This is a genomic window from Algibacter ulvanivorans (assembly GCF_048381495.1).
GTDB classification, from domain to species: Bacteria; Bacteroidota; Bacteroidia; order Flavobacteriales; family Flavobacteriaceae; genus Algibacter_B; species Algibacter_B ulvanivorans.
Window position 1 is genome coordinate 654,429 of record NZ_JBLWGD010000001.1, and the last position, 17,722, is coordinate 672,150.

Consider the following 17,722-nt stretch of genomic DNA (forward strand, 5'->3'; position numbering starts at 1 on the left):
GTTATTTAATAATAATTTGGAATTCAAATATTCTAGCAAGATATTTGTTATATGAATGTACATTTTATAGCCATTGGCGGAGCAGCAATGCACAATTTAGCACTTGCATTACACAATAAAGGATACCAAGTAACAGGAAGCGACGATACTATTTTCGAACCCTCAAAATCTAGATTGCAGGCACAAGGATTATTACCAGAAACATTCGGGTGGTTTCCAGAAAAAATAACAGAAAACTTAAATGCTATTGTGTTAGGTATGCATGCCAAAGCAGATAATCCAGAGTTATTAAAAGCTCAAGAACTAGGGCTTAAAATATACAGTTATCCAGAGTTTTTATACGAACAATCTAAACATAAAACCCGCGTAGTAATAGGCGGTAGTCATGGAAAAACAACCATAACCTCTATGATTTTGCATGTCATGCATTACCATGAAAAAGAAGTAGATTATATGGTTGGCGCACAATTAGAAGGCTTCGATGTTATGGTAAAACTTACCGAGCATAACGATTTTATAGTACTAGAAGGCGACGAGTATTTAAGCTCGCCCATAGATAGACGGCCAAAATTTCATTTATATAAGCCCAATATAGCATTACTAAGTGGCATTGCTTGGGATCATATAAACGTGTTTCCAACCTACAAGAATTATGTAGAACAGTTTAGTGTTTTTGTAGATTCTATAGTTAGTGGCGGTAGTATAAACTATAACGAAGAAGACCTAGAACTAAAGCGTGTAGTCGATGCTAGCGAAAACACCATTAGAAAAATACCATACCAAACTCCAGAATACCAGGTACAAAACGGAGAAACACTTCTAGAAACATCAGAAGGCGAATTGCCAATAGAAATTTTTGGTAAACATAACCTAAATAATCTTGCAGGAGCCAAATGGATATGCCAGCATATGGGTATAGACGAAGACGATTTTTACGAAGCCATTTCAACCTTTAAAGGCGCCAGTAAGCGTTTAGAAAAAATAGCCGAAAGCAAAACAAGTGTAGCTTATAAAGACTTTGCACATTCGCCAAGTAAAGTAGCAGCAACAACAAAAGCAGTTAAAGAGCAATATAGTAACAAAACCTTAGTTGCTTGTTTAGAACTGCATACTTATAGTAGTTTAAACGCAGAGTTTTTAAAAGAATATAAAGGCGCACTTAATGCAGCCAATGTAGCTGTGGTATTTTATTCGCCACATGCTGTAGAAATTAAAAAGTTAGAAAAAGTAACCCAAGAGCAAATAGCAGAAGCCTTTCAACGCGACGATTTAATTATTTATACCAATCCAGACGATTTTAAAGATTTTCTGTTCTCACAAAACTTTAATAATAAAGCCTTGTTACTTATGAGTTCTGGTAATTATGGTGGGTTGGATTTTGATGCTGTGAAAAACTTAATTAAATAATAATTTCTTGTTGTTATAGCTAATCAATAGACCAATCTAATGCTGAGCTAATATCATTCATTCCAAAGTATATATAGACTGTACCATTTGGTTTTATTAATAAATGATTTATTTTGAAATTAGATTTATTAAAAAATAAGTTTTCTAATAAATTATATTCATCTGAATAAATATGATTTTTTTTATCAGTTATAATTCCAAAATCTTTTGTTGCTATTAAAAAAGATTGATAACGTTTGGAGTTTCTTTTTATCCATCTCCAATAATGCTTACGTTTAGTATCTTCAAATATTTTTTTATTATTCTTACTATATAAATGAATCATAGTCTTAATTTCTGGACTATAGTCTGAGCCTATAATTTTTGTTAGAAGCATTTTTACTTGTTGGAGCTTAACAGAATCAAGTGTTTTTACTTTTTTACGCAGATAAATATTCTGAATTATAATACTATCATTTTCGATTTTTTTAGTGTAAATTTTTTCTTTGTTAAGTGTTTCAAAATAAGATTTAGAAATTTTTTCATCTTCAAAATAGTAATAAACCTCTTTGTCTGAGTTTTGCCCAAAAATTGAATTAATAGAAATAAATATAAATATTATAAAGGCTTTATTCATTTGTTATAAACTACTTTTTGGGTTATTTAAAAGCCTAAAAATAATAAGTTTTCGGCTCTTAATTCGACTTATTAAGTTTCAAAACATTTCTCTAAAAAAGCTTCAATATTTTCTTTATTAGCTCTAATTAATTCTGTTCTAGCATTTTCTATATCTTCAGGTTTTTTGTCTTGCGAGAGTTTAAATTTTCCTTCCCAACTATCAATAGTTATTTCAAACATTTTAATATAATCTAGGTAATTGTTCATGCTTTTATTGTCTGGTTCTAAAACATACTTGTGTTTTGGCGATTCTAAAAACTCAGTCATCGTAATTAACGATTGCTTTAAAGCTGCTTTGCTTTCAATCGCTTTTACTTTGCCTTTTAAATGCACTTTAATATAATTCCAAGTTGGTAATTGTTTGGTGCTATATATACTTGGCGATATGTAGCATTGCGGACCGGAAAATATAACAGTAATATCATTATCGTTATTTAAAAGTTTGGCATGTGGGTTATAAATATCAATATGTCCTATAAGCTTCCCTTCTTTATTGTAAATTAAAGGTAAATGTGTAATTAAAGGTTCGTTATTTTTAACCGAAACAAGTGTTGCTAAAGGGTACGATTTAATAACTTCTATAAGATGGTCTATGTTGTTGTTTTGGTGGTGTTTAGGAGGGTATTTCAAAACTGTCTTGTTAATTTAATTGTACAATAAAATGTTAATATATTAGAATAAAAATATCTGAAATTTACAACAATAATAGTTTATTTAAAAAAATATTATTATGTGTAAATCCCTACATTATAAAATATTATTTCCGACAAAATGTTGTATATTTCCGACAAAATGTATATTTTTGATTCCCAAATGAAACCATAATGAAAGTTCAACAAAAAACTATAACAGAAAATAATTGGCAACACAGTATAGATTCTGTAACCATTAAGGCTAACTTATTTTTATTGTTTGTTTCACCTAAATTTAATTTAAAAAATGAAGTTTTAAATACAGTAAATAAAAAATATCCAGATTCTATAATTATTGGATGTTCCACAGCTGGCGAGATATCAGATGTTACTGTAAAAGACAATACCATTTCATTAACCGCAATTCAGTTAGAAACGACAACTTTAAAAAAGGTAGCTTTTCAAATTAAAGATATGAATTGTAGTTATAAAGCTGGTGAAGAAATAGCAAGTAAATTGGATGATAATGATTTAAAGCATGTTATTGTTTTAAGTGATGGTTTAAATGTTAATGGAGCCGATTTAGTATCTGGTTTAAAATCTAAAATACCAAGTGTTAGTATAACAGGCGGGTTGGCCGCCGATGGAGCAGATTTTAATAAAACATTTGTAATTAATAACAATAAAATAGTTGATAAAACTATTGTAGGTTTAGGTTTTTATGGAGAAAAATTAAAAGTAGGTTTTAGTTCTAAAGGCGGCTGGGATAGTTTTGGAATAGAAAGATTAGTAACAAAATCTGATAAAAATATACTTTATGAGCTAGATGGTTTGCCAGCATTAAAAATTTATAAATCATTTTTAGGTGAACATGCAAACGATTTGCCAAGCTCTGGCTTACTGTTTCCTTTAAGTATGAGAAATAGCGAAAATGCAACGCCGTTAGTAAGAACCATTTTAGCAATAAACGAAGAAGATCAAAGCTTAACCTTTGCAGGAAATATACCTCAAGACTCTTATGTAAGGCTAATGAAAGCAAATATAGACAGGTTAATTAGCGGAGCAGAAAACTCTGCAATTTCTGCAAATAAAGATTTAAAAAACTCGTCAGAGTTAGCATTACTTATTAGTTGTGTAGGTAGAAGATTAGTTTTAAAACAACTGGTAGAAGAGGAGGTAGAGGTAGTAAGAGATGTTATAGGAGAAAAACCATCTATAACTGGTTTTTACTCGTACGGGGAAATAGCACCATTTGGTGAGTTTTCACCTTGCGAGTTACATAACCAAACCATGACCATAACAACATTATCAGAATGTTAAACAATAACTTACATAGACTATTAAAGCGCCAGCTTAAAAAAGCAGATTTAGATACGCTTAACAACCCTAAGTTTACTGCATTTTTAAACTCAGTAAACGAAGCTTATAAAAGTTTTGATAAGGATATTTATCACATAGAAAATATTCTAGAACAAAGCTCTAAAGAGTTGTTTTTAGCAAATCAAGAATTAATAAGCGAAAGAGATTCTACAAAAATAAAACTAAAGAATATAGTTGATAATGTAGGCGGTGTTATTTTTGAGACAGATCTTGATGGTAATTTTACATTTTTAAATAATGCTTGGGAAAAATACTCTGGATACCCTGTTGAAAAAGCCATTGGTAAAAGTTTTATAAATTTTATAGCAGGCGAAAATATTATTGGACATGAAAATAGGTACAATTTATTTACAAAAAAGCAGAAACGAATAGAGTTTATTTTTAAACACAAAATAGACGGTAATTTAAAATGGTTTGAGCTAAAATCTAAACTAATAAATAATGAAGAAAACAAGCCTTTAGGGTATATTGGTATTATTACAGATGTAACAGATTTAAAAGAAACCGAACTAAAATTAAAAAAAGCGAGTGCATCAAAAGATGAGTTTTTATCAACAATGTCTCATGAGATAAGAACCCCATTAAACGCCGTTACTGGCTTAACAAATATTTTATTAATGGAAGATTATCTTCCAGAGCAGATAGAAAGTCTTAAAGGCTTAAAATATTCAGGAGAACATTTATTAGGCTTAATAAATGATTTGTTAGATTTTGATAAAATTAAATCGGGTAAATTAAAAGTTGTAGATAAAGACTTTAGCCTAAACTATTTTTTAGAAAACATTAAATCTCACTTTCAATTAAGAGCCGAAAGTAAAGGCATAATTTTTAAAGTTATTAAAGAAAATGATATTCCAGAAAATATTATTGGAGACAAACTAAAACTTACACAAATTGTAAAAAACCTACTTAGTAATGCTTTAAAATTTACCGAAAAAGGAAGCATAATTATTAGTGTAAAAAGTTTAGGTATAAGTAATAATAAAATTACACTAAGGTTTAAAGTAAAAGATACCGGAATAGGTATATCTCCTACAAGGCAAAAAACTATTTTTAAAAGCTTTATGCAGGCTAATCAAGATACATCTGTAAAATATGGTGGTACTGGACTTGGTTTGTCTATTAGCAAAAAACTATTAAAACTTCAAAATAGCGATTTAAAAGTAAAAAGCCAATTAGGAGAAGGTGCTACATTTTCGTTTAAAATAAAATATAAAGTAAGTAATAGGCTTAACTTGTACGAACCTAAAATGGTTAAAATGCAACCCAATTACAAACCTTTAAGCCTAAACGTTTTAGTAGCAGAAGACAATAAAATGAATGTGCTTATTTTAAAAAGATTTTTTGCCAAGTGGAACGTAAGCTTTAAAGTAGCACAAAATGGCGAAGAGGTTTTAGAGTATTTTAAAAGCACGAATTTTAATTTCGATTTGGTTTTAATGGATATACAAATGCCAATTTTAGATGGCTACCAAACCACAAAAGCTATTAGAAAACTTCCAGATACGTTAAAAGCTAATATTCCAATAATAGCATTAACAGCATTTGCCCAAACCGATATTAAAGAAAAAACAAAACGATACAACATGAATGGTTTTATGGGTAAACCATTTAATCCAGAAAAACTGTATACGTTACTTAATTTTTACTCAACCCAAAATATTAAAACACGAGTGGGGTAATAAAGATAAATTAAAAACAATTTTATTGTTTCTAAAATATTCTATATTTATCTTTAACCAATGCAAGAAAAACCAGCATCATTTTCAATAAAAAACTGGAGTCAAGATGATCAGCCACGAGAAAAGTTACTACATAAAGGCAAATCAACTTTAAGTGATGCAGAGTTAGTAGCTATTTTAATAGGTTCTGGAAACCGAGAAGAAAGCGCAGTCGATTTATGCAAACGCATATTAGCAAGTACTAATAACAATTTAAACGCATTAGGAAAACTATCCATTAAACAACTTATGAAATTTAAAGGCATTGGCGAAGCAAAAGCCATAAGTATTATTGCAGCCTTAGAATTAGGACGACGACGTAGAGGAGAAGAAGCACTCGAAAAAAAGAAAATTACCTCAAGCACTTCGGTTTTTGAGCTAATGCAACCTATAATTGGAGAATTACAACATGAAGAATTCTGGATTATATATTTAAACAACTCTAATAAAATACTACAAAAAAACCAATTAAGTAAAGGAGGAATTACAGGTACTTTGGTAGATGTAAGATTGGTACTTAAAAATGCCCTAGAAGTTGGCGCGGTAGGTTTAATATTGGTACATAACCATCCATCAGGAACATTAAAGCCTAGTCAGGCCGATAAGCAAATTACTCAAAAATTAAAAATAGCAGCCCAGAGTTTAGATATTAAAGTACTAGACCATGTTATAATAACAGAAAAATCATATTTTAGTTTTGCTGATGAAACCTTACTTTAATGCTCTTAGTTTATACTCATAAAATATCGCCCAGATTAAAATATGTTTTTAAGCATATTTGTGCTCGTATTTTAGATGTAAAAGTTGGTTTTACTACTAAAATAGAAGAATTTATTGCCCATGATAGCTTAAAAATGTCTTACACTAAGCAACAATTAGGTAGCGAATTTTTTATTAAAAGTCACGATATTTTATTTGAACAAGGACTTAATGATATAGACATTAATATTCATGATTGGGAAAACACCAAATGCTTTTTTTACTTAGGTGAAAAGAGTGCCCTACCGTTTGATATTTTTTCGGCGTCTTTTTATTTATTATCCAGATACGAAGAGTATTTACCACATGTAAAAGACGAATACGGACGTTTTACAGCTACCGAAAGCTTGGCTTATAAGGAAGGTTTTTTACACCAACCCGTGGTAGATATTTGGGCGTATAAATTTAAAAATGCTTTACAAAAACAGTTTCCCGAATTTGAGTTTCCTAAAAGAAACTATAAAATAAAACCAATAATAGATGTGCCAAGCGCTTACCATTACAAATTAAAAGGTATTATGCGAACCTTAGGAGGCACACTTAAAGATTTGGCGCGTTTTAGGCTTAAAAGTCTATATACAAGATTTGCTGTGCTTTTAGGGTTTAGACATGACCCTTATGATACTTTTAAGTATATAATAAACAGGCAAAAAACATCTGCATTTAAGTTTCTTTTCTTTTTTTTAATTGGCGATTATTCTACTTACGATAAGGGAATTAACCCTAATAAAAAGAAATTTGTTTCGCTTATTAAACATGTTGGAGATTATTGTAAAGTAGGCTTAAAAATATCCTATTTTGCACTAGAGGATGAGCAACTTTTAAAAAAGGAAAAACAAAGAATGGAAGATATTTTAAATACCAACCTACAAGCCTCTAGGCAATCGTTTTCTAAGCTTAATTTGCCTGAAACCTACAGGAATTTAATAGCCCTAGAAATTCAAGAAGATTATACCATGGGATATGTAAATCGCATAGGTTTTAGAGCAGGTTCTTGTACGCCTTTTCTATTTTACGATTTAGATTATGAAGTGCAAACACCACTAAAAATAGTACCTTATCAATTAATGGATTTTACACTATTAAAATATAAATCTTTACTTGATAAGAAGAAAGTTTTAAATGAAATAATTAATGAAATAAAACAAGTTGAAGGAGAGTTTGTTCCAGTTTTTCATAATTATACCTTTAGCGATTCAAGAAGATGGAAAGGTTTTAAAGATTTGTTTAATTTAATTTTAGATTCGCCAAATGAAGCTTAAAGGCATTACAGATGTGTTTTTTGATTTAGATCATACCCTTTGGGATTTTGAAAAAAACTCTGCATTAACATTCAAAAAAATATTCGAAATCAATGCAATAAAAACGAGTGTTGACGATTTTTTAATTCAATATATACCCATAAATTTAAAATACTGGAAGCTTTTTAGAGAAGAAAAAATAGAAAAAGAAATATTGCGTTTTGAAAGGTTAAATGAAGCATTTAAAGCCATTAACTACCAAGTTAATAACGCATTAATACATAAACTAGCTGACGATTATATTACACATTTAAGCACATTTAATCATGTATTTGAAAATACTTTTGAAATTTTAGATTATTTAAGCATAAATTATAATTTGCACATTATAACAAATGGTTTTGATGAGGTGCAATACAAAAAAATGAGCCATTCTAAAATTGACCATTATTTTAAAACAGTTACCAACTCTGAAATTGCTGGAGTAAAAAAGCCTAACCCCAAAATATTTAATTTTGCTTTAAATTTAGCTAATGCCCATGCAAATAATAGTGTAATGATAGGCGATAGTTACGAGGCAGATATTTTGGGAGCTAAAAATATGGGGATGGAAGTTGTGTTTTTCGATCAACACAACACAACTGTAAATACTAATATTAAAAAAATAAATAACTTAATACAATTAAAAAAGTATCTATAAGTTTTATAACATCAAGTATCTATTTAACATCCCAAATCGTATATTTACAAATAGAATAATAAATTTAAAAACATGAAAGTTAAGTTTCTTTATATAGCAATAACCTGTTTTATAACGACTTCTGTATTTGCGCAAACTAGTATTAATAATTATAAGTATGTAATTGTACCAGAAAAATTCGATTTTTTAAAAAATAAAGACCAGTATCAACTAAACTCTTTAGCCGAGTTTTTGTTTAATAAACACGGTTTTATAGCTGTTATGGAAGGAACAGAATATCCTGAAGATTTATTATCGAATAGGTGCTTGTCTTTAAAATCTAATGTATTAAAAGGGTCTGGCATGTTTAAAACGAAACTTACTGTAGAACTTAAAGATTGTAATGATAGAGTTATTTATACAACGGCAGAAGGGGAGAGTAGAGAGAAAGAATATAAAACGGCTTATAATTTAGCGTTACGCGATGCTTTTAAATCTATTGAAGCACTAAATTATAATTATAAACCAAATACAGATATAACTTCAATTGGTAATGGTCAGGCTCAGGTTAAACCAGAGGTTTCTGCCGAAATTGAACAATTAAAAAAAGAAATACAAGATTTAAAAAAAGAAAAAGAAACCGAGGTTACTATAAAAGAAACGCCTAAACCGGAGGTTACTACTACACAGCCAAAAGCTATCGAGAAAGCCATACCTACAGCTGCTACAGTAATTCAAGGCGATACTAATGTACTGTATGCTCAAGCTATAACTCATGGTTTTCAGTTAGTAGATAGTTCGCCTAAAGTGGTTTATAAAATAAAAAAGACAAACTTAAAGGACGTGTATCTTGTTGAAAGCAAAAACGCTATAATTTATAAAAAAGATAACGATTGGGTTATCGAGTATTATGCTAGTGGTATTTTACAGCAGGATGTTTTAAATATTAAGTTTTAAAGTTAAATAAAAACGTGTTTTGCGTTAGGGATTAAGGTGTTTGTTGGAGCTCTTTTTGTGTTGTTGCACCTATGCAACACAAAAAAGCGACCACCGAAAGCCCGACCCTTGTGGTAACGCCCAAGTTATTAAATAGCTAAGTTTAGTAGTTGTATTTATCTTTCCAACGTTGTTTTAAAAATTCGCGATGTGCGTTTTCTCTAGCATTGTTTCCGGGGTCGTATAGTTTTTCGTTTTTTATCTCGTCTGGTAAGAATTCTTGAGGTGCAAAATTATTTGCGTAGTTGTGGGCGTATTTATAGTTATTGCCATAACCTAGCTCTTTCATAAGTTTGGTTGGCGCATTTCTTATTTCTAAAGGCACACTTAAGTCGCCAGTTTGTTTTACCAATTGTTGGGCCTTACCAATGGCCATATACGCAGCGTTACTTTTTGGAGAACAGGCTAAATATGTAGCACATTGGCTTAAAATTATACGAGACTCTGGGTAGCCAATTGTACTTACCGCTTGAAAGGTGTTGTTTGCAATAACTAGCGCAGTTGGGTTTGCATTGCCAATATCTTCGCTAGCCGAAATAAGTAAACGCCGTGCTATAAATTTTACATCTTCGCCGCCTTCAATCATTCTTGCTAGCCAATAAACGGCACCGTTGGGGTCGCTACCTCGAATGGATTTTATAAAAGCCGAAATTATATCGTAATGCTGTTCGCCAGTTTTATCGTAACGTACCGTATTGTTCTGTATTTTTTCTAATACAATGGCGTCGGTAATTTCAATATCATCAGTATTAAAAGAGTTAACTAGAAGCTCAAAAACATTAAGTAGTTTTCTAGCATCGCCACCAGATAACCTTAAAAGTGCATGGGTTTCTTTTAAAACAATATTTTTTTTAGAAAGGTGTGAGTCTTTTTTAATGGCACGCTCTAAAAGTGTTTCTAAATCGGTTTTATCAAAAGCATTTAAAATATAAACTTGGCAACGCGATAATAAAGCCGAAATAACCTCGAAACTAGGGTTTTCTGTAGTTGCTCCAATAAGGGTAATCCAACCTTTTTCAACGGCCTGTAATAGCGAATCTTGTTGCGATTTGCTAAATCTATGTATCTCGTCAATAAATAAAATAGGGTTTTTAGTAGTAAATAAACCACCGCTTTGTTTGGCCTTATCTATAACGTCTCTAATATCTTTAACACCAGAATTTATAGCACTTAAGGTATAAAAAGGCCGGCCAGATTCAGTTGCAATTATATTGGCTAAAGTTGTTTTGCCCGTTCCAGGAGGTCCCCAAAAAATCATAGAAGGTATAAGGCCTTGTTTAATATGTTGGGTTAACGATCCGTCTTTGCCTACCAAATGAGATTGACTCACGTAGTCTTTTAACGTTTTTGGTCTTAATCGTTCTGCAAGTGGCTCGTTTACATTCATAAACACAAAATTAAATTAAAAAATTACATTTATCATTACTACTATGCCTTAAATGATAGCTATTATTTTGGCGTGCCCCGAAAAGGGTCGGGCTTTCACTACTCAATCTTTTTGCAAAAAAGCAAAAAGGATTTCAAACAAGCCGTTCAATCCCTCACGCAACCCATTAACTGCCAATTTAGCATTGCGTATAACATTGGATAACTATTTGCTATCTTTAAAATAATGAATAATAAAGAACATTTTAAATTTACAACAGGAGTACTTGCTTATCCTGTATGTTTTGTGCTAATAATCTGGTTAGTATTTTGGTTTGAAGTCCGTTTTGGCTACAATTTTAGTAAATATGGTGTTTATCCGCAAACGTTTAAAGGTTTACGAGGTGTTTTTTTAAGCCCATTTATTCATGGCGATATAAAACACATTTACCATAATACGGTACCGTTATTCGTGCTATCTACGGCCTTGTTTTATTTTTATAGGCACATAGCATGGAAAGTTTTATTTTTTGGTATTTTATTATCTGGTTTCTTTACTTGGTGTATAGGTAGGCCATCTTATCATATAGGAGCAAGCGGACTTATTTATGTTTTAGTAAGTTTTACCTTTTTTAAAGGGGTTTTTGCCAAACATTACAGATTAATTGCCTTATCGCTTCTTGTAATATTTTTATATGGTAGCATGATTTGGTATACATTGCCCATAGAAAAAGGCATTTCTTGGGAAGGGCACATGGCTGGTTTAATTACAGGGTTATTATTTGCTTTAGTTTTTAGAAAAGAAATAGCAAAACCCAAAAAATATGTTTGGGAACAGGAAAATTACAACGAAGATAACGACCCTTTTTTAAAGCATTTTGATGAGAACGGAAATTTTATTGAGTTTAATGAACCAGAAATAGAGGTAGAGCAACCCCAAATTAATTACCATTTTAAAAAGGAAAGTAATAAGAAAGAGTAATTAAAATAAATTGTTGTTACTTTAAACGCTGCCTTACAGCTTCATATAAAAACGCACCACAAGCCACCGATACATTTAAGGATTCAATATCGCCAAGTAAAGGCAGTTTGGCTTTCGCATTAACAACCTTTAAAGTAGAAGGGTTAATACCTCTGCCTTCAGAACCCATAATTATAGCGCATGGTTCTGTAAACGAAACATCGTATAAAGTATTATTTGTTTTTTCGGTTGCTGCAATAACTTTTATACCCGAAGCTTGCATATAAAACACAGCATCCTTAATATGGTCTACTTTACAAATAGGAATTTTAAATACCGCACCTGCACTAGTTTTAATAGTATCGCCATTTACAGGAGCGCCACCTTTTTTCTGAATAATTATACCATTTACACCTGTACATTCGGCAGTTCTAATAATGGCACCAAAATTTCTAACATCGCTTAGTTGGTCTAAAAGTAAGAATAATGGTGTTTTTCCAGATTCTAATACATTTAAAACTAAAGTTTCCATGTCATGAAATTCGATTGGCGAAATTTGAGCAACCGCACCTTGGTGGTTTTTTTTTGTTAATCTGTTAAGTTTTTCAACAGGAACGTAAGATTTGTTTATTGATTTTTTATTCAATAAAGACTCTAACTCAGCAAATAACTCACCTCTTTCACCTTTTTGTAAGAAAACTTTATCAATAGTTTCGCCCGCATTTATAGCTTCAATTATGGCTCTTATCCCGAATATTTGTGTTTGGTTTTCCATGCCTGTAAAGGTATAAAAAGCAATAGTAATTAAATTATAATTGGCTTAATTTATTAATTATATCTATTTACAAGTTATTATAAATATAAAAGCCATCTAAAATAATTTTAGATGGCTTTTTAGAATATTTAATGGTAAATTACTTTATCATTATTTTATGAGTTGTTTCTATGTTATCTTTAGAAAACTTCATTAAATATAATCCAGATTGTAAACCGGTTAAGTTTAATTTACTTTCAGTTTTAGATAAATTTAAATTACTAGAATATACTCTTTTCCCAGAAATACTATAAACACTTAGTTTAGCATTTTCAATATAATCTTTAGAAACTATATTTACATTTCCGTTAGATACCGTAGGGTATATTCTTAAATTAGAATTAGAGAATACATTATCGGCAGTACTTAAAGGAGCAGCAGTAAATGGTCCAGAGAAAACACCTCGACCATGAGTGGCAGCAAATACCATGTTATCATCTCTTAAATCTAAGTCTAATACCTTTACATTACTCATTCCGTTGTATGATGTGTTCCAAGTAGGGTTAGCATCAGAGAAATTGTTTGTGTACCAAACACCAAGTTCTGTTCCAATAATAACTTCTTCTAAATTTAAAGGATTTTGTAAAATGGTTTTAACAGGTAAATCTGGTAAGTTACCATCTTTAGCTTGCCAAGTAGCACCTTTATCATTAGAATACCAAACATTGTTTACACCATAATTGTGCATAGTTACAAAAATATCATTTTCAGTTTGTCCAAATTCTAAGTCAGAAACACTACCAACAAGTTTGTTACCATCTAAATTCGTCCAAGTTGGGCTAGCACTATCTGCATTTTCAACTAATAAAACATCGCCTAAAACAGTTCCTACAAGAAGTGTAGAAGATGTTGTAGTATGTGTTGACACTGTAAAAGCTGTTGGTGTGGTTGTTAACTCTGCACTTGTTAAGTCTGTTTTAGTTAAAGTACCAGCACTTTTAATACCTGCATATCTTTTTACAATATAGTTTCCTCCTGCAGAGTAATTTGTATACAAGATATCTAAGTTTGAATCTAGAGCACCTGGATTAATAAATGCACCATTACTTAAATCTTCACTATTAATTGTAACGTTAGCACCATCAAAGTTATGTAGTGTTATAGCATCATTATATACGTAATTAGAAATTACATATCTATCGGTACCATCTTGATCGAAAAATGTATAAGCACCATCACCACCAGCAATTTCTGTGGCATTAGAATCTCCAGCTGGATCACCATTTTCTGTTAATTGCGTACCGTTATCTTGTAAGCCGCCAGCAAAATGATCGCCAGAAGGGAAAGCAGTAGTTGGTCCTACAGCTACTGTATAATATTGTGCCGTATTATAACCTACATTTCTAGATTCTGTTGTTACTCCACCATCTGCAGAATAGTATACACCACCATCATTACCAAATATTACTTTATTAGCGTCATTATGCCCAAAAGCAGCTATATGCTGGTCTGAGTGTACTTCTTGAAACCCAAATCCACCATACCAATGTGATATTTGATTCCAAGCTGTAGCACCATTAGTGGTTTTAAATAAATCGATACCACCTGTAAAAACAACTTCATCATTTGCAGGACTTACATCTAATTGTAAGTCATAGAATGCTTGACCACGAGTAAAATCTGCAGCTGTAATTCCAGTATCCGCATCATTTGGTAATGCTTTAGTTTGTACTAAAAATGTTGGATGAAAGGCATTAGTTGTTCTTTCTATAACAACACCTCCAGTTGTAAGTTCAGAAAGAACATATAATTTACGAGGGTTAGCAGGATCTGAAGATATAGCTATTTGAGTTCTTCCTCCATCAGTAACTTGGTAAGATGGATAAGTGCCATTAGCAACATCTAAAGGTTGATCGAAATTAATACCATCATTAGAGTTAAATATCATACCACCACCATCATTAAATAATTTACTTCTTGTAGTAGCTACCCAAACTCTACCATCAGTTCCAATTTCAATATCATTTGGACAATGTTTGTTGCCGTTTTCAGTTAATGGAAGTGCAATTTCAGTCCAGTTAGCACCAGCATCAGAAGATTTGTATAAGCCATAAGAAAGACCTCCAACTGTTGTAGCTGCATTTGAAGAACCATATAAAGCATCAGCAGCGGCTACAAAAACCTCTGAAGTGCCACCATTATCTCTAACTCTTATATCGTTTATATGTTGTATACCTGGCACTACGGTAGCTGTAAAGTTACCAGAAGCTGGGTTTAATGAAGCATTCACAGTTCCAGAGCCTAAAGCAGCTTCTAAAATATCACCATTTTCTTTAGTAATCATTACAGCAGGAATAGTAATTGTTGCATCTTCGCCTCCCATTGGGATAGGTTCTCCAGAAACATTGTTTAGCATAATAACACCAATAGCACCAGCATCTTGTGCATGTTTAACTTTTTGAACAAAAGAACAATCTCCTCTTCTAATAACTGCTATTTTACCAGTTGCATCTGCTCCAAAAGCATTACATCCTTCTGTAGGTTCTCCAGTTGAGTCATTTGCCAAAATAAGATCAGCTGTAATAACAGTTGTAATTTCAGACCCAAAATTATCTGTAGGGAAAGATTCGTAATTACCAGCAATACCAGCAGGACTGTTTACTGTTATATTTGAAGCCGAAACAAAATAACTAACTCCGGTATTTCCTCCAAAAATGTTAGACCATGTGTTACCGCCATCTGTAGATTTCCAAATACCATCTCCATTTACCGAACCATCAGTATGCCCAACGTAAGATTCTCCTGTACCAACATAAAAGATATTGGTATTGTTTGGGTCGTAAGTAATACAAGAAACAGCTAAGTTTTCTGGAATACCAACTCTTACCCATTCTGAATTTGGACTGCTAATATTTGTGTTTTTCCATAAACCACCAGCTACACCACCAGCAAAAACTGTATTGTCACCAGCGTCATTTGGATCGAACATGATAGCTCTAGTTCTTCCTCCAACATTGTTGGGTCCTCTGTCTATCCATAAATTATCGGCTTTATCACCTGGAGTACGAGAAGCAAATTTAGTATTTAGTAATTCTTTTTGAAGTTCAGCAACTTTATTAGGAGTAGGCCTACCAAGTTCCGGGTTCATGGTTAAAACCCATTGCTCTTCGTTATATTTATTAGGAGGAATTCCTAATTGTTTACGTTCTTTTTTTGAAAGCTTTAAAGTTTCAGTAAAAGGATGTTTTTTTAAATTTTGTTTATGTAGTTCTTTTGTTTTGCTTATATCAGTCAAGTTAGATTCTTCAGAATTTAAATTATAGACTAAATAAACTCCAAAAGCAACTACTAAAACAGAAAGAATAGTTTTTTTCATAGTTTTTAAAAATTAAAAACACCTCTGAAAATAAATAACAGAGGTGTTTTGTTTTAATAATAATATTTATTAGAATAAATATACCTCAAATTAGAAAGGAGCTACAGTATAGTTATATCCACTTTTTGTTACTGTTGCAATTGCAATAGTCCCTCCAGCAGAATCTGTTGTGTAGTCGCTAGTATTTGTTATAGTTCCACTATTGTCAAAGTTATCTTGACTGTAGTTTAGGTTTACAGCAACTGTTTCTCCTAATTCTAAACCACTTAAGTCGTTACCATATAAATCTACAACGATTATGTAGTCTCCATCTGGCATACCACTACCAAAAGATACATGTTCTGGACATGCTCCTGTAGCACCATCATAAATACCAGTATCTGCGAATGAAGCATCGTAAATTAAAATATCAAAATCCATTGCACATAAGTTATAAGTTGCAGTTACATTGTCTTCATCAATGGTAACTTCTCCATCCCAGTTTAACTCAATATCTAAGAAATCTGTTACATAATCATCTGAAATAGTAGCAGAGAAAGTGTATGGAGCAATGTCAAAATTAGCTCTAGACTTACCAGAAATTTCTAAAGTCTCAGTCCCTTCTATTTCACCTGTTTGTAAGATATCTACAGTCGCAGAGCTAGTTAAAGAACCGGCAGGAATAGTAATAGTATGAGCTTCAAAATCGCCTGCATCAGCAGAACCTCCAGATTGAACTAAATCTATTACAGCGTCAACAGGTTGCGCTTCTGCTAAGGTAGCTGTAATTTCGATTTGATAAGTACTTGCAACATCAGCATTAATTCCGCTTTCAGCAAATGTTGTAGGTGAAGATGATGATAAAGTTACTGTTGCTGGAGAATAGTTAAGTATTGAATCTCCTGTGTTATCATCAGAATCACAAGAAGTAAATGCTAAACAAGATAGAGCAAATACCCCAATTTTATTTATTATATTTTTCATAATTATAAAAGTCTATTTTTAATTAGTTTTTAAACATGGTATATGCACCTCCTTGAAGCCCTGTACCAGCAACACTTACTGAAGTCCATACTAAATTTCCATCGGCATCTACATAACCAGTTCCTGAAACAGGGTTACCTCCAGAGAATCTCCATTCGTTAATATCGAATGATATTACTCCACAAGTATCAGTAAATCTAACCCAGTAACCAGAAGTTGGCCATCCAAGCATTTGATCACTTTCATATTTACCAGGAGAAACCTCAGTAACGTTATAAATAGCTGGGCCACTTGTATAGTTTACAGTATAAGAACCAGCTAAATCTGATGCACAGTTAATTACTAAAGAGTAATCACCCATTGAAGAATTAAAGTAGTATACGCTACCATCTGTTTTATAAACTTTAGTTCTAAAGTTTAAAACGTCTCCAATTCTTAAAGCATTAGCAGCAACACCAGTACCAGCTAATAAATCATCAAGAGATGATACTTCAAGAGTATAAGGTAATGAAGTACTTTCTCCAAGAGAGATTTCTTCTCCACCGTTAAAAGACTTTACGATTTCAATTTTTTCTAATTGATTAATAGATCCAGCCGTTTTACTAACTGTCATGTTTAGGTAAGCATTAGTTACAGTTACTTCTGCATCTTCTAAATCAACTCCAGGAGCAGGGTTACCTAAAATAGAGCTATTAGATGTAGCAGAAACACTTACTAAAAGACCAGCTTCATCTTTAATCTCGGCTACGGTATCCGCATCCGTTTCGCAAGCAACAAACGCTAGCAAAGCCGCTGTTGCTAAAAATAATTTTCTTAAATTTTTCATCTTTT

General features: G+C 31.8%; 15 protein-coding genes. 8 read left to right on the plus strand and 7 right to left on the minus strand.

The window, feature by feature from the left end:
- The first annotated feature begins 51 nt into the window (after positions 1 to 51).
- Positions 52 to 1,407: a UDP-N-acetylmuramate--L-alanine ligase gene (locus ACNG5D_RS03005; RefSeq protein ID WP_418182015.1), complete on the plus strand. Its 1,356-nt coding sequence runs from the start codon at positions 52 to 54 to the stop codon at positions 1,405 to 1,407.
- A gap of 19 nt (positions 1,408 to 1,426) precedes the next feature.
- On the opposite strand, the gene ACNG5D_RS03010 is transcribed toward ACNG5D_RS03005, so the two are convergent.
- Both ACNG5D_RS03010 and ACNG5D_RS03015 read right to left on the minus strand, forming a co-directional pair.
- Entirely contained in the window at positions 1,427 to 2,023 is a 597-nt protein-coding gene (locus ACNG5D_RS03010) for a hypothetical protein (protein ID WP_418182016.1), read from the minus strand.
- 71 nt (positions 2,024 to 2,094) lie between these two features.
- The gene (locus tag ACNG5D_RS03015; protein ID WP_418182017.1) at positions 2,095 to 2,694 is read right to left on the minus strand and encodes an FMN-binding negative transcriptional regulator; all 600 of its coding nucleotides are present in this window, start codon (positions 2,692 to 2,694) and stop codon (positions 2,095 to 2,097) included.
- A 194-nt stretch (positions 2,695 to 2,888) separates the two neighbouring features.
- Between ACNG5D_RS03015 and ACNG5D_RS03020 the strand changes: the two genes are divergently transcribed.
- From ACNG5D_RS03020 to ACNG5D_RS03045, 6 genes are all read left to right on the plus strand, one after another.
- Positions 2,889 to 4,016: an FIST signal transduction protein gene (locus ACNG5D_RS03020; protein ID WP_418182018.1), complete on the plus strand. Its 1,128-nt coding sequence runs from the start codon at positions 2,889 to 2,891 to the stop codon at positions 4,014 to 4,016.
- Positions 4,010 to 5,758, plus strand: coding sequence for a PAS domain-containing hybrid sensor histidine kinase/response regulator (locus tag ACNG5D_RS03025; protein ID WP_418182019.1), 1,749 nt, complete (start codon positions 4,010 to 4,012; stop codon positions 5,756 to 5,758). Before ACNG5D_RS03020 ends, ACNG5D_RS03025 begins: the two co-directional genes overlap by 7 nt.
- A gap of 60 nt (positions 5,759 to 5,818) precedes the next feature.
- Positions 5,819 to 6,517 (plus strand): RadC family protein, encoded by a 699-nt coding sequence (gene radC, locus ACNG5D_RS03030; RefSeq protein ID WP_418182020.1) that lies wholly within the window; start codon positions 5,819 to 5,821, stop codon positions 6,515 to 6,517.
- On the plus strand, positions 6,517 to 7,818 hold the full coding sequence (locus tag ACNG5D_RS03035; protein ID WP_418182021.1) for a polysaccharide deacetylase family protein: 1,302 nt from the start codon (positions 6,517 to 6,519) through the stop codon (positions 7,816 to 7,818). Before radC ends, ACNG5D_RS03035 begins: the two co-directional genes overlap by 1 nt.
- The gene (locus tag ACNG5D_RS03040) at positions 7,808 to 8,497 is read left to right on the plus strand and encodes a YjjG family noncanonical pyrimidine nucleotidase (protein WP_418182022.1); all 690 of its coding nucleotides are present in this window, start codon (positions 7,808 to 7,810) and stop codon (positions 8,495 to 8,497) included. The genes ACNG5D_RS03035 and ACNG5D_RS03040 overlap by 11 nt, the downstream gene beginning before the upstream one ends.
- A gap of 72 nt (positions 8,498 to 8,569) precedes the next feature.
- On the plus strand, positions 8,570 to 9,433 hold the full coding sequence (locus ACNG5D_RS03045) for a hypothetical protein (RefSeq protein WP_418182023.1): 864 nt from the start codon (positions 8,570 to 8,572) through the stop codon (positions 9,431 to 9,433).
- A gap of 142 nt (positions 9,434 to 9,575) precedes the next feature.
- Here ACNG5D_RS03045 and ACNG5D_RS03050 read toward each other — a convergent pair whose 3' ends face one another.
- A complete protein-coding gene (locus tag ACNG5D_RS03050; protein WP_418182024.1) occupies positions 9,576 to 10,859 on the minus strand; it encodes a replication-associated recombination protein A in 1,284 nt (427 codons plus the stop codon).
- 225 nt (positions 10,860 to 11,084) lie between these two features.
- Between ACNG5D_RS03050 and ACNG5D_RS03055 the strand changes: the two genes are divergently transcribed.
- Positions 11,085 to 11,819, plus strand: a complete 735-nt coding sequence (locus tag ACNG5D_RS03055; RefSeq protein WP_418182025.1) for a rhomboid family intramembrane serine protease — start codon at positions 11,085 to 11,087, stop codon at positions 11,817 to 11,819.
- Positions 11,820 to 11,835: 16 nt separating this feature from the next.
- Here the strand turns inward: ACNG5D_RS03055 and rlmB are convergent, their stop codons facing one another.
- From rlmB to ACNG5D_RS03075, 4 genes are all read right to left on the minus strand, one after another.
- On the minus strand, positions 11,836 to 12,573 hold the full coding sequence (gene rlmB, locus ACNG5D_RS03060) for a 23S rRNA (guanosine(2251)-2'-O)-methyltransferase RlmB (protein WP_418182026.1): 738 nt from the start codon (positions 12,571 to 12,573) through the stop codon (positions 11,836 to 11,838).
- A gap of 139 nt (positions 12,574 to 12,712) precedes the next feature.
- Positions 12,713 to 15,928 carry a PA domain-containing protein gene (locus tag ACNG5D_RS03065; RefSeq protein WP_418182027.1) on the minus strand — a complete coding sequence of 1,072 codons (3,216 nt, stop codon included), beginning with the start codon at positions 15,926 to 15,928 and terminating at the stop codon, positions 12,713 to 12,715.
- A 90-nt stretch (positions 15,929 to 16,018) separates the two neighbouring features.
- Positions 16,019 to 16,891 (minus strand): hypothetical protein, encoded by an 873-nt coding sequence (locus ACNG5D_RS03070; protein WP_418182028.1) that lies wholly within the window; start codon positions 16,889 to 16,891, stop codon positions 16,019 to 16,021.
- 22 nt (positions 16,892 to 16,913) lie between these two features.
- The gene (locus ACNG5D_RS03075) at positions 16,914 to 17,717 is read right to left on the minus strand and encodes a hypothetical protein (RefSeq protein ID WP_418182029.1); all 804 of its coding nucleotides are present in this window, start codon (positions 17,715 to 17,717) and stop codon (positions 16,914 to 16,916) included.
- Between the last annotated feature and the right edge of the window lie 5 nt (positions 17,718 to 17,722).

Coding starts and splice junctions, on each gene's coding strand:
- ACNG5D_RS03005 (WP_418182015.1), top strand. CDS start 52: ATGAATGTACATTTTATAGCCATTGGCGGAGCAGCAATGCACAATTTA.
- ACNG5D_RS03010 (WP_418182016.1), bottom strand. CDS start 2,023: ATGAATAAAGCCTTTATAATATTTATATTTATTTCTATTAATTCAATT.
- ACNG5D_RS03020 (WP_418182018.1), top strand. CDS start 2,889: ATGAAAGTTCAACAAAAAACTATAACAGAAAATAATTGGCAACACAGT.
- ACNG5D_RS03025 (WP_418182019.1), top strand. CDS start 4,010: ATGTTAAACAATAACTTACATAGACTATTAAAGCGCCAGCTTAAAAAA.
- radC (WP_418182020.1), top strand. CDS start 5,819: ATGCAAGAAAAACCAGCATCATTTTCAATAAAAAACTGGAGTCAAGAT.
- ACNG5D_RS03035 (WP_418182021.1), top strand. CDS start 6,517: ATGCTCTTAGTTTATACTCATAAAATATCGCCCAGATTAAAATATGTT.
- ACNG5D_RS03040 (WP_418182022.1), top strand. CDS start 7,808: ATGAAGCTTAAAGGCATTACAGATGTGTTTTTTGATTTAGATCATACC.
- ACNG5D_RS03045 (WP_418182023.1), top strand. CDS start 8,570: ATGAAAGTTAAGTTTCTTTATATAGCAATAACCTGTTTTATAACGACT.
- ACNG5D_RS03050 (WP_418182024.1), bottom strand. CDS start 10,859: ATGAATGTAAACGAGCCACTTGCAGAACGATTAAGACCAAAAACGTTA.
- ACNG5D_RS03055 (WP_418182025.1), top strand. CDS start 11,085: ATGAATAATAAAGAACATTTTAAATTTACAACAGGAGTACTTGCTTAT.
- rlmB (WP_418182026.1), bottom strand. CDS start 12,573: ATGGAAAACCAAACACAAATATTCGGGATAAGAGCCATAATTGAAGCT.
- ACNG5D_RS03065 (WP_418182027.1), bottom strand. CDS start 15,928: ATGAAAAAAACTATTCTTTCTGTTTTAGTAGTTGCTTTTGGAGTTTAT.
- ACNG5D_RS03070 (WP_418182028.1), bottom strand. CDS start 16,891: ATGAAAAATATAATAAATAAAATTGGGGTATTTGCTCTATCTTGTTTA.
- ACNG5D_RS03075 (WP_418182029.1), bottom strand. CDS start 17,717: ATGAAAAATTTAAGAAAATTATTTTTAGCAACAGCGGCTTTGCTAGCG.